This is a genomic window from Shewanella sp. T24-MNA-CIBAN-0130 (assembly GCF_040310185.1).
Taxonomy (GTDB): Bacteria; Pseudomonadota; Gammaproteobacteria; order Enterobacterales; family Shewanellaceae; genus Shewanella; species Shewanella psychromarinicola.
Genome location: NZ_JBEOPP010000001.1, coordinates 146,180 through 158,698, shown reverse-complemented (window position 1 = coordinate 158,698; position 12,519 = coordinate 146,180). Strand labels below are relative to the sequence as shown.

Sequence of the window (12,519 nt, the reverse complement as noted above, 5' to 3'; positions counted from 1 at the left end):
TTATGGTTACAAAAAGCTCATCTACTAAATTCGACGGTCCAAGTTAGCACGATTTTTAATCAGATCAATCATTTTGTTGTTTTTTTGTTGTAATATTTACATTATCACTTAAAAGTTGAAGGAGGATGTCATGAAAAAAATTGCTGTGTTGTTGAGTGGCTGTGGGGTGTTTGATGGAACTGAGATTCATGAAGCCGTATTAACCTTGCTGGCGATAACGCGAGCGGGAGCACAATATCAATGTTTTGCTCCGGACATGACTCAAATGCATGTGGTGAATCATCTAACGGGTGAGGTCAACACAGACGAAACCCGTAATGTGTTAGTAGAGTCTGCACGAATTGCTCGTGGTGAAGTACTCAATGCCAGCACCTTAGAGATCAGTCAATTTGATGGTTTGGTTATTCCCGGTGGTTTTGGTGCCGCTAAAAATTTATCCAACTTTGCAACTACTGGCAGTAATTGTCATATTCAGCCTATTGTAGAGAACTTTATTCGTGAGTTTTCTTTGGCACACAAGCCTGTTGGTTTTGTGTGTATTTCACCTGTGATGATCCCTAACATTTACGGCAAAGGAGCTGTTGGCACCATTGGCACAGATTCAGAGACGGCTCATGCATTCAATGAAATGGGCGGTAAGCATAAAGACGTGCAAGTTGAAGATATTGTTGTTGATGAAGTGAATAAAATAGTCAGTACGCCAGGGTATATGTTAGCGACATCGATATTAGAGGCACATATTGGTATTGAGAAACTGGTCAATAAAGTACTCGAAATGGCTTAACGATTGGCGTTGAAAAGCACGGTTTATATGAGCCCATTAATGTCAAAAAAAGTGCCACCTAAGGTGGCGCTATTAGTGGTGATTAGCTGGTTTTAGCTTGTTGTGATTTTCTGCTATCAAATAATGCCTGAGCTAACCCGACACAGAGCCCCGCAATGTGGGCACCATTTGCAATTGGCATTCCAAGCACATCAGTAAAGCCCAAGACTAACCAAATGAGCATAAAAATCATATAAGATTGCGGTAAGCTAATACCACAGCTGGGTTTGCGAATACCCATTAACCAAGTGTAACCCACCACAGCATAAACGACGCCAGACAGCCCACCAAAATTAGGTCCTGTCATGTAAAACTGCACAATATTAGGCAAAGTGCCCGCTGCAACTAATAAAAACAGTAGTGGTCGAGTACCCAAATTGGTTTCAATTTTACCGCCTAAGTACCACCACCACAGTATATTAAAGATGATATGCATAGCAGAAAAGTGCATTAGGCTTGGCGTAAACACTCGCCAAACTTGGTTTAAACCACTGTCCGCAACGGCGCCGAAAAAAGATAACTGAGTAAAGATAGCATTGGCAAAACCAAGGTTCATGCCAGCGAAAATGGCAACACAAACAAAAAAGCAGATTAACGTCAGCGGGCCAGCACCTTTCATAAACTGTTGAATTAAGCCTTTTGTTCCCGGGCCATAGTCAAATTTAGTATTGGTAGCGCCGTTATCCCAAGATGCCTGTAAATACTTACTGTCGTATGGGTTTTTAGCAAACTCAATTAACTCGGCGCGGGCTCGGTTTTCATCAGCTGGGTTATTAATCTCTAGGCTAACACCCTGAGCATGAGCCACGGCATGACATTGAATATTTAACCCCTTGAGGTAATCAATAAATGCTTGTGCAGCACGTGCATTCGCGAGTTGGCCAATTTCTATCATGAGTTCGCTAAGCTCCAAGCACTGAAACCGCCATCTAGGCTGTAAACATCATCAAAACCTTGCTCATTTAAGTAGTTAGCGGCACTTTGGCTGCTCATGCCGTGATAACAAACGACGACCAAAGGTCTATCCATATCAGCACTGCTAGTGAATTGAGCTAAATTTTCATTAGTTAAATGGGTTGAACCTTCAATATGACCGGCGGCAAAACTGGCCGCATCACGAATATCAACAACTTGTACGTCGTTAGATTCCGTGGACATATGGATAAGCTCATTAATAGACAAATGTTTAAAACCTGACATGACATAACCTATAAAGTATACGAATAGCGATTGGACTTGGTTTAGTTTGCAACAAGGGGTTGTATAAATACAACCCCTTGTTGGTGTGGGTAACTCAGATATTAACGTTTAATCCCAGCTCAAGATAACCTTTCCAGACTGACCTGAGCGCATCGCATCAAAGCCTTGCTGGAAATCATCGACACTAAAATGATGAGTGATGATAGGGGACAAGTCTAAACCTGATTGGATTAAACTGGCCATTTTGTACCAAGTTTCAAACATTTCACGGCCATAAATGCCTTTGATGAGCAAGCCTTTAAAAATGACTTTACTCCAATCAATGGCCATCTCGCCGCCAGGAATACCGAGCATGGCAATTTTACCGCCGTGGTTCATGGTGTCTAACATTGCGTGGAATGCCGATGGCACACCTGACATTTCTAAACCCACGTCAAAGCCTTCTGTCATGCCAAGTTCTTTGATGACATCGTTAAGGTTTTCGTTGGCGACGTTGACGGCGCGGGTTGCACCCATTTTTCTAGCAAGATCAAGTCGGTATTCGTTCACATCAGTAATCACCACATGACGTGCGCCGACGTGTTTACACACTGCCGCAGCCATAATACCAATAGGGCCTGCACCGGTAATCAATACGTCTTCGCCGACTAAATCAAACGATAACGCGGTATGGACGGCGTTACCAAATGGATCGAATATAGCGGCTAAATCATCTGAAATATCAGCAGGGATCTTGAAGGCGTTAAAAGCAGGCAGCACTAAGTATTCGGCAAATGCGCCATCACGGTTAACCCCAACACCTGAAGTGTTACGGCATAAGTGAGTACGGCCAGCACGACAGTTGCGGCAATGACCACAGGTGATGTGACCTTCTCCAGATACGCGGTCACCAATACTGAACCCACGAACTTCCTGGCCCACATCGACGACTTCGCCGACATATTCATGGCCGGCAATCATAGGTACAGGGATAGTTTTTTGTGACCATTCATCCCAGTTGTAGATATGGACGTCAGTACCACAGATAGCCGTTTTACGAATTTTAATTAACAGGTCATTGTGACCCATTTCTGGTTTTGGTGCTTCGACCATCCAAATGCCTTCTTCAGGCTTTAACTTACTTAATGCTTTCATGTTGATGACCTATTTTTAATCGGAACTATCTTTAGCCTGGGCTATTGTTACGAGATGCTGTTATCAATCTATGCTTCGATGAATCTAGGTTAGATTAGATAATGCCCATTTCTTTACCAATACGGGTAAAGGCAGCAATAGCATGATCAAGTTGAACGCGAGTGTGCGCCGCTGACATTTGAGTACGAATACGCGCTTGGCCCTTGGGTACCACAGGGAATGAGAAACCGACCACGTAAATATGTTCTTGCAATAAACGGTTGGAAAAGTCACTAGCCAATTTAGCATCGCCAATCATTACCGGAATAATGGCATGATCTGCACCACCTAAGGTAAAACCTGCTGCAGACATTTGTTCACGGAAATAACGACTGTTTTCCCAAACGGCTTCACGTAGATCTTGACCTGTTTTTAGCATTTCAAGCACGCGAATTGAGGCGCTAACAATCGAAGGGGCTAAGGAGTTTGAAAACAAGTAAGGGCGCGAGCGTTGACGTAACCATTCAACCACTTCTTTTTTCGCCGCCGTAAATCCACCCGACGCGCCGCCTAATGCTTTGCCTAATGTACCGGTAATAATGTCGACACGATCCATTACGTTGCAATATTCATGGGTTCCACGGCCATCTTGACCGATAAAGCCTACGGCATGAGAGTCATCGACCATCACCAATGCACCGTATTTATCGGCTAAGTCACATACGCCTTGAAGGTTAGCAATCACGCCATCCATTGAGAATACACCGTCAGTGGCAATTAAAATATTCCGCGCTCCAGCTGCTTGGGCTGCAATAAGCTGGGTTTCTAAGTCGCTCATGTCGTTGTTGGCATAACGAAAACGCTTAGCTTTACATAAACGCACGCCATCAATGATTGAGGCATGGTTAAGTGCATCGGATATAATCGCATCCTCAGCATCTAAAAGAGTTTCAAATAAACCCGCGTTAGCATCGAAGCAAGACGAATACAAAATGGTGTCTTCCATGCCTAAAAATTCACTTAGGCTGGCTTCTAATTGCTTATGAATGTCTTGAGTGCCACAGATGAATCGTACCGACGCCATACCAAATCCGTGACTGTCTAAACCAGCTTTTGCTGCTTTGATAAGTTCAGGATGGTTGGCTAAACCTAAATAGTTATTGGCGCAGAAGTTAATCACTTCTTCACTGTTAACCTCAATGGCGGTTTGTTGCGCGGAAGCAATGATGCGTTCACTTTTGTATAAGCCATCGGCTTTTACATCGACAATTTGCTGATTAATTCGGTCGTAAAAAGAGGTAGATGCCACCTGTGTTCTCCTAAATATGGTTATTATGCTTATCCAAATCACGCAGTAAAACACTGCGATAAATGACAGGGTGTTTTGGAGTTATTGGCATTCTAACCTTTATTTTTGCTGCTCTACAGTGTTTTTTTAGTCGTCAGACCAAGATGAATTAGTTTAGGGCTAGCGACTTATTCACATTAAAAAAACTAATCATTAACATGGTGAGTGACTTGGGTGGAAATAGGGGGTAGCGAACACCTCAATAACAACTATTCTGATCTCAATTGTAGTCGGTTATTCGCAAAGTAGAAGATCGGTTACTGATACTTGATTAACCAATATATCGGCATTCTATTGCGCTGCGTTGTGGCGCTCTTGGCTGGCGATGTCTAAATAATGCTGTTCTAAGCGGCAGAATGTGGCGACAGAAGTTTGGGTCGAGTAAGCTTTAAAAATCATCAATACTCTTAATAAGCCATCGTATAAGGTGGCTTTAGTGATGGTTGATGTGCTGGATTGGGTTAATTGGTAGCTAATCCAGAAGCTGACCATCATTTTCAACGTGTCGGCAAGCGCGGTAACTTTACTATCCTCGATATCAAGGAAACCATCTTTTTTGAGTTTGCGGACCACATCACTTGAACGAGTTAGGACTTGTTGTTGCGCGTGTAAATAGCGTTTTTTGAGGGCATCATCACGGCTTAAAATATCGGCCAAGTTGGCATGCATAAACCTAAATTCCCATAAGGTATAGAACATGGCATCAAAGTAACCCATTAATAATTCGATTGTAATAGGCTCATCGTCATAAAGCTTAAAGCCTGACTCTAAATGACTTTCATATAAGCTAAAAATTGAATTAATGATGTCTTCCTTATTACGGAAGTGGTAGTACAAATTGCCCGGGCTAATGCCTAAGTGTGTGGCAATATGGTTGGTGGTAATACTGCGCTCACCGTGTTCATTGAACAGTTCTAAGCTGGCAAAAATGATTTTATCGCGAGTTTTCATGGGGTTTCCACATTCATTATTGGCTTATTGTCGCTCAAATAATTCGTTAAGCTGTCTTGATCTGAGTATGTTAGCATTGTGATTATCTGACAAGCAAAAATCGATGACTCATCTTACATGAACCGTATTGTTTATTCTTTCTTTCTCTATTTGTTTTTTCCGCTGGTGATTGTCTATCTAGCATTTCGGGCGATAAAAAGTGTCGACTATCGGAGTCGTTGGTCTGAACGCTTTGGTTTTGCCAATGTCACTCAAACCGATGTGCTGATCCACTGTGTCTCTATGGGAGAGACTTTGGCGGCTATTCCGTTAATTAAGCAGCTTATGGCTGCGCATTCTCAGTATTCGTTTACCGTTACAACAACCAGTCCTACCGGATCGGCTGAAGTGAAAAAAGCCTTTGGTGATAAGGTGCAGCATTGTTACTTACCGTTTGATTTTTCCTATGCCATCAAAGGTTTTTTACGCCAATTACAACCCAAAGTGTGCATTATTATGGAGACCGAGCTGTGGCCTAACTTGGTCCATTTTGCGCACCGGCAACAAGTGACATTGATTTTGGCCAATGCTCGACTGTCGCAAAAGTCAGCCGATAAATACGCGAATAAGCGTCGTTTAGCTGTGCCTATGTTAAACAAACTCAACTTGATTACCGTACAAACTCAACGTGAAGCCGATCGGTTTATACATTTGGGCGTGGACATTCAACGCATACATGTGTGTGGCAGTTTAAAGTTTGATCTCACTATTGACCCGACAAAAAAACACCAAGCAAATACGCTTCGTGCCCAGTGGGATCGGCTGAATTCACCGATTTGGGTTGCTGGGAGTGTTCATCCTGGTGAGTTTGAGGCGGTTTTGACTGCCCATAAGCAGCTATTAATTGTTTTCCCTGAGGCATTATTGATTATGGCGCCACGACACCCAGAACAATTTAATTTAGCCGCTATTACCGTAACCCAGTCTGGATTGACGTTAGCCAGACGCAGTATGAATGATGAGGTGAATAGCCAGACTCAAGTATTGCTGGGCGATACCATGGGTGAGTTGGTGATGTTATATGGTGCGGCAGATCAAGCGTTTATTGGCGGCACATTAATTAATAGCGGTGGCCATAATCCGCTTGAACCAGCGGCCATGGGATTACCTGTTTATGTTGGCCCTAATCATTGGGACTTTGCTCAAATCACCCAATTGCTTGCTGACGCCGGAGCATTAACCTGCATTACCTCTGCAGATGAATTAGCGCAAGGGTTACAACATAAATTTACCGATAGCCAGATGTATCACGCAGCATCCTCGGCGGCTCTCGCTGTGGTGGAACAAAATCGTGGTGCGTTATTGAAGCAATTTACGCTAATCAATAAGCTCATCGTTTAGCATTTAAGCGTTGATTAATTTGGAAATGGACCCTGGTAAGGGTCTATTTTCAATGACAAGATTACACACTGATTAGGTTTAAATCGGGTTGATGCTCTGGTAACCGGTAAGTAATTGCTGCCAATGTTGCTGATTAAAATGCAGCGTTGTCAGTTTGGCGAGCTCTTTTTTAAAAGAACGTAACAAACGGTCCAGATTAGCTTGTTGCCACGTAGCTTGCGGTGTACGTAACTCACCGCGATCAAAATCTATTAAATAAAATTTTCCGTGAGCCAATAAGATGTTTTTAGCATTGAGATCGGCGTGATATACCCCGCGCTGATGAAATTGGGCAATGGTTTCACCAAGTAAATACCACAGTGACTCTGTCATGGGGTGATGACTTAACTGCGCCACTAAATCGTTTGCCCCAGCAACATGTTCAATAATAATATCGGCTCGATACCATAATCCAAATCGTTCAACATTCGCTGCTATTGGGCGTGGAACCGCAAACCCTTGTTGATATAAGGTTTCGAGTATGGCCAATTCAGCCACCGCGCGGGTTCGTTGTAAGCCAGTATAGAGATAGGCATCACGGCTGAATTTTTCCATCATCCCACCACGCCAATAATGACGTAACACCCATGTTTGCGGTGAGTCGAGATCAGCGGTTTTGACAAACCAGGTGGTGTAGCGGCCCTTAGACTGACCGACAACGGCATTTTTTTTCTGCCAACCATCGACGGCAAAGTCTTGTGGTGCTAAGTGCTGGGCAGTGGTTTCACACCAGGCAATATGGCCAAGTTGAGTGGTTTTTATGTGCATCTAATTATCAATAGCATTGGTGAGATTGTGGATCGAAATAACATTATACCTTAAGATCACTCACTTGCCTTAACAGCCTTATTTTTCACTTAAGCATATTGGATAATCAATGAAAGCTGACTTTAGTGCGATACGTTCATTATGTTTACTGCGTTTATCTGCCATTGGTGATGTATGCCACGCTGTAGCAATGGTGCAGGCGATTCAAAAACAGTATCCAGACCTTAGCATTACTTGGATTATTGGTAAGGTTGAATATCAATTACTCAAGCACTTACCTGGCATTAAGTTTGTTATTTTTGATAAGTCCAAGGGCTGGCGAAGCTATGTGCAGTTACGCAGTGATTTACACGGTCAGCGCTTTGATGTGTTGCTGCACATGCAAGTTGCCCTGCGCGCAACCATAGCTTCATTAATGATTAAGGCGCGAGTGCGTGTCGGATTTGATAAGGCAAGAGCCAAAGAAGGTCAGTGGCTGGTAACCAACCACGCTGTTGAGCCATTGGCCACACCCCATGTATTAGAAGGGTTTATGGGCTTTGCTAACGCCATTGGTGTTAAAGACTTAACCCCTAGTTGGAACATTCCAGTACCCCAAGCAGACACTGATTTTGCTAAACAGCTGGTGGGCGATGATAAGGTGTTGGTGATTTGTGCTGCTGCCAGTAAAGCCGATCGAAATTGGCTACCAGAGCGTTATGCTGCAGTAGCCGATTATGCGGCTGAGCAAGGTTATCGAGTGATGTTGTGCGGCGGACCAAGCGCACTAGAAAAAACCTTAGCCGATGTTATCCAATCTCATAGCCAGCATCCATTGGATAACCAAGTAGGCAAGACATCGCTAACTCAGCTGCTTGCTGTGTTAAAACAAGCCAAGCTAGTGCTCGCACCTGATACCGGGCCATTGCATATGGCGGTCACTCAAGGCACACCTGTTATTGGTTTGTATGCTCATTCTAATCCTGGACGAACAGGACCCTATTTTTATCGTCAATACACCGTCAGTGTTTACCCGCAAGTGATAGCCATTCAATTTGATGCACCAGTGAAATGGGGCACGCGTGCTAAAGGTGAGCATTTAATGGCACTGATAGTGGTTGATGAGGTTAAGACTCAGTTTGATAAATTCATTAAGCAGTAAAAAGCTCGCCTTTAAGCGAGCTGTCATTATCTGAATTCGGGTTTAATATTTATATTTGCCACGGAATAAACCAAATATTGCACTCAGCAGTGGTATGGGGAGCTTTGTTTTTCGATGCTGTTTAAGCATATACCAATGCCAAGCTTGTTTTTTATACTCAATAATTTGTGCTTTAGTTAACGTATCGTTAAACATATCGCAGTAATCTATGATGTATTTTAATTCTCTCATCGGGATATCTTGACGATAACCTCTGCCAGAATAATGAATAAAATCAGATTTTTGATAATTATCGTAACCTAATAGCTGCATACGATTAAAGTTAGCTTCCACACCGATGCTTTTTATATTATCTCTTCTGATGAGATAGTTAATATAGGTTTGGTCGTAAAATTTAACCTTGTTGCAAATGGCCTGCATTTCTTCAATATTGGCTTTATCAAATAAGCCTGTTTCTTTTGAGACGAGAAACATCCCAGAGTTGTAATAAACGATCTTATCGTCTTCTTTTGGCCAGTCGACTTCGCCTAAGATAGTATTGATTTGTACCGCTTGCTCGCCACGATCCCGATAACAACCTTCGTTAAACATATAAACGGTATCAAGATCTGGATAGAGTTCAAATACGTCTCGAGCCCATGGCGTCACGATAATATCTGCATCTAGATACAGTACTCGGTCATATTGTTTGAGTATTTCAGCAATATATAGTTTTTCAGACCATGCCGGACTAGAGTCAAATTTAGGGTTACTTACATGAATGTTATAATGCAGTTGATCTGAAACGATGACATCAGCCCCAATTCTTTGGCCATAAGCTTTAAAGCTTGAAATGGCAGCGCGATACATTGGATTATCGCCAATAGCGAGTGTAAAAATAGCCTTCTTCATCCGTTCACCTTGCTTAGATTTATGTATTTTGGTGTTAAGTATTTAACTGAGAGAGTTCATTTCTTTATATTGTTGGAATACTCGATCAACGCTGATGTCTTCGATGTAACCTCTACCTTCTGTTGCATACATTACGTGCGACACCTCACTTTCCGGTGGCGCCCAATAAGGCTTTTTCTCACGCATCATCGCTAATAAAGGCCGTTGAGCAGCAAAAGCAAAGTGCAATATTGCCGTATCGACTGTTACCACAAAATCAGCGTGTGCAATGAGTGATGGTAGTTCAAAAAAATGTTCGTTTACGGTGAAAACAGCCACTTGTGTATTTGTTAGAGTGGTAAATTTTTCGGTTTCAACACTAACCGATTCAAAGTTTTCTTGAGTAACATTGATGATAAAACGCTGAGTCGGATCCATTGCTGATATTTTTTCAATCAGGGAAAATAACTGCGATAATTTCCAGTCTTTTTTATCATTAGTCGATAAGTGATTTAAAAAGATAAGTTTCCCTTGCTTTTTTAGGTCACTAAATTTGCCGTTTAACCACGACTGAGTAATGGGCTCAATGGCCTCAGGAACCTTTAAGGTAGGCATTAATTGCTCAGGTGGTAAGCTCAGTCCCAAAACCTGATTAAATATCATATTGTATCTATCAGTAATATGATGAGACTTAGGAAGGCTGTTTTCGTTCAATATAAAAATATGGTTTGAGTGACCAAAAAACAGTTTGTTTAACCATCCAAATGAAGCACTTTTAGGGATACTAGACACAATAAAAGCACTGTCGCTTATGCTGCGAGCGATGTGTGAATATTGTCGACTTTTACTGACTGAATGACAGAATATGATGTCATATTGACGCAGCTTTGCCTGCTCAATATGGCTTTGCATGGCTGATTTTGAATCAGTGCAGCCGTAAGTTAGCTTAAATACGCCTTCAGTATCCATCCATTGTTGTAAGATTTTACTTCGAGATAAGCGCCAACTATCACTATTACAACGAATATCATCTAACCAGATGTCGATTTCTATATGACCATATTGCTTTTTTAAAGCAATAAGAAAGGTTTTTAAGTAAAGAAAGTCACCTAGCGCAACTGGCGAAATAAACAGTAAGCGTTTACACGTTTGTAATTGCTTTGTGGAAACTATTGGCATATGAATAGACAGCTTAGTTGATAGTTATAATTGAAATAATACCTTGAAAAGAGCGCTTTTTGAATCAATACCTTGAGAAAATGAACCAGAAGTATTGATTTCATTTAATATCTGATTAGTTGGTTAAGAGGATTAGAGGTAGATTGAGGTGTGTTATCATTTATACTAGTGCTCTTTGTAAACTCTGATGCGGAATGATTGATAGGAATTAACTTGCGATGATTTGTTTTGATGTGTTACATCCCTATTATTTACCACAATATTTCCCTGTTGCTGCTGAGCTGAAGAAGCGTTCGGTTTCAGTTACCTATGTAATTTACAAGAGTGTTGATCAGCAGTCGGTATTGGAATCGCTTGTGAGCAAGCACCAACTAAACGTAGTGTGGGTCAATGATGAAGTTGAAGCGCTCGAATTTTATTTATTGAACAAGCCCAAATGGATTGTGTTCGGTAATGCATTTGCTTCAGCGTCACGCTTAAAAGGGATCAGTCAGACTGCCTTGATGCAGCATGGTGTCGGGCCAAAGTCGGTATATTATACTGTTTCAAAAGGCGATATTGAAGTTCGCTTTGTAGAAGGGCAATACCGTTTGAAGCGGTTACAGAATATGTTTCCTGAAAAAGTGTTCATTGATACGGGGTATGCCAAGTTAGATCCCATTATTCAAGGCGATGAACCGGGTTTAGACTTAGCCTCTTTAGGGTTAGATACCCGTAAAAAAACCTTATTATACGCGCCGACATTTTACCCAAGCAGTATTGAGGCAATGGCTAAAAATTGGCCCGCTGAATTTTCTGAATATAATATTTTGCTCAAACCGCATTATTTTTCGTTGAGCAAATTAAATTATAAAAAACAAAAAGCACTGCTTACTCATTGGGCAAGTTTTGATAATGTCTATTTAGCGCCAGCTGAAGAAGCCAATTTATTGCCTTTTATGGTCTCAGCAGACGTATTAATAAGTGATGCTTCTTCGGCTTTATTTGAGTTTGCAGCATTAAATAAACCTGTTGTTTGGTGTGATTTTTATCACTTACGGTGGTCTTATCGGGGGATTTTTAAATTTAGATTTAAAAATCGTGTTGATCAAGATTTATACCGCTACGCAGACATTGCTGCCCATGCCAAAACATATAAACAATTAAAGCAAGTTGTTGACCAGCAGATAGCAGACCCAGAGTTATTTGCCCCCCAAAGGACGCAATATACTGCAGAACTAGTGGGGGTTGTTGATGGCCTTTGTAGCCAGCGAATTGCTGACTATTTATTAAGCTAAGGATCTAGATGAACGTTATTACATTCGGTACTTTTGACATGTTTCATATTGGTCATTTAAATATTTTAGAAAGAGCGAAAGAATTAGGTGGCACATTGACTGTTGGAGTGTCATCTGATGCGCTCAATTTTAGTAAAAAACACCGAAATCCAATTTGTGATGAAAGAGACCGAATGAGGATTGTTGCTGCGTTGGCGTGTGTTGATAATGTTTTCTTAGAAGAGTCGTTAGAGTTGAAAGCTGATTATATTCAACGGCATAAAGCTGATTTCTTAGTTATGGGTGATGATTGGGCGGGACGTTTTGACCATCTATCTCATCTGTGTAAAGTGATCTATTTACCAAGGACACCAGCCATTTCAACAACCATGCTGATAGAAGTGGTTAAAGAAGTTAGATAATAAGTTAATCATTTTTATGTACAAAAAAA

Annotated in this window: 13 protein-coding genes; 5 read left to right on the top strand and 8 right to left on the bottom strand. The window is 41.6% G+C overall.

The window, feature by feature from the left end:
* The first annotated feature begins 130 nt into the window (after nt 1-130).
* Nucleotides 131-784, top strand: a complete 654-nt coding sequence (gene elbB, locus AAEZ02_RS00650) for an isoprenoid biosynthesis glyoxalase ElbB (protein ID WP_124012852.1) — start codon at nt 131-133, stop codon at nt 782-784.
* Nucleotides 785-866: 82 nt separating this feature from the next.
* Here elbB and glpG read toward each other — a convergent pair whose 3' ends face one another.
* The 5 genes from glpG to AAEZ02_RS00625 form a co-directional block, all read right to left on the bottom strand.
* Nucleotides 867-1,718, bottom strand: coding sequence for a rhomboid family intramembrane serine protease GlpG (glpG, locus tag AAEZ02_RS00645; RefSeq protein WP_124012851.1), 852 nt, complete (start codon nt 1,716-1,718; stop codon nt 867-869).
* Complete coding sequence (gene glpE, locus AAEZ02_RS00640; protein ID WP_101033353.1) at nt 1,715-2,023, bottom strand: thiosulfate sulfurtransferase GlpE; 309 nt, start codon at nt 2,021-2,023, stop codon at nt 1,715-1,717. Before glpE ends, glpG begins: the two co-directional genes overlap by 4 nt.
* Before the next feature lie 108 nt (nt 2,024-2,131).
* Nucleotides 2,132-3,157, bottom strand: coding sequence for an L-threonine 3-dehydrogenase (gene tdh / locus AAEZ02_RS00635; protein ID WP_124012850.1), 1,026 nt, complete (start codon nt 3,155-3,157; stop codon nt 2,132-2,134).
* 94 nt (nt 3,158-3,251) lie between these two features.
* Nucleotides 3,252-4,445, bottom strand: coding sequence for a glycine C-acetyltransferase (locus AAEZ02_RS00630; RefSeq protein WP_124012849.1), 1,194 nt, complete (start codon nt 4,443-4,445; stop codon nt 3,252-3,254).
* A gap of 330 nt (nt 4,446-4,775) precedes the next feature.
* Nucleotides 4,776-5,435: a TetR/AcrR family transcriptional regulator gene (locus AAEZ02_RS00625; RefSeq protein ID WP_101033350.1), complete on the bottom strand. Its 660-nt coding sequence runs from the start codon at nt 5,433-5,435 to the stop codon at nt 4,776-4,778.
* Nucleotides 5,436-5,552: 117 nt separating this feature from the next.
* Between AAEZ02_RS00625 and waaA the strand changes: the two genes are divergently transcribed.
* A complete protein-coding gene (gene waaA / locus AAEZ02_RS00620) occupies nt 5,553-6,815 on the top strand; it encodes a lipid IV(A) 3-deoxy-D-manno-octulosonic acid transferase (RefSeq protein ID WP_124012848.1) in 1,263 nt (420 codons plus the stop codon).
* A 78-nt stretch (nt 6,816-6,893) separates the two neighbouring features.
* On the opposite strand, the gene AAEZ02_RS00615 is transcribed toward waaA, so the two are convergent.
* A complete protein-coding gene (locus AAEZ02_RS00615) occupies nt 6,894-7,622 on the bottom strand; it encodes a 3-deoxy-D-manno-octulosonic acid kinase (protein ID WP_124012847.1) in 729 nt (242 codons plus the stop codon).
* Between the two features lie 109 nt (nt 7,623-7,731).
* Between AAEZ02_RS00615 and AAEZ02_RS00610 the strand changes: the two genes are divergently transcribed.
* Nucleotides 7,732-8,763, top strand: a complete 1,032-nt coding sequence (locus AAEZ02_RS00610; protein WP_164839419.1) for a glycosyltransferase family 9 protein — start codon at nt 7,732-7,734, stop codon at nt 8,761-8,763.
* Between the two features lie 42 nt (nt 8,764-8,805).
* Here the strand turns inward: AAEZ02_RS00610 and AAEZ02_RS00605 are convergent, their stop codons facing one another.
* Nucleotides 8,806-9,654, bottom strand: coding sequence for a glycosyltransferase (locus AAEZ02_RS00605; protein ID WP_101033347.1), 849 nt, complete (start codon nt 9,652-9,654; stop codon nt 8,806-8,808).
* A gap of 42 nt (nt 9,655-9,696) precedes the next feature.
* Complete coding sequence (locus tag AAEZ02_RS00600) at nt 9,697-10,812, bottom strand: glycosyltransferase family 9 protein (RefSeq protein WP_124012846.1); 1,116 nt, start codon at nt 10,810-10,812, stop codon at nt 9,697-9,699.
* A gap of 218 nt (nt 10,813-11,030) precedes the next feature.
* Between AAEZ02_RS00600 and AAEZ02_RS00595 the strand changes: the two genes are divergently transcribed.
* Both AAEZ02_RS00595 and AAEZ02_RS00590 read left to right on the top strand, forming a co-directional pair.
* On the top strand, nt 11,031-12,089 hold the full coding sequence (locus AAEZ02_RS00595; RefSeq protein WP_124012845.1) for a CDP-glycerol glycerophosphotransferase family protein: 1,059 nt from the start codon (nt 11,031-11,033) through the stop codon (nt 12,087-12,089).
* Between the two features lie 8 nt (nt 12,090-12,097).
* On the top strand, nt 12,098-12,490 hold the full coding sequence (locus AAEZ02_RS00590; protein ID WP_124012844.1) for an FAD synthase family protein: 393 nt from the start codon (nt 12,098-12,100) through the stop codon (nt 12,488-12,490).
* Nucleotides 12,491-12,519: the final 29 nt, after the last annotated feature.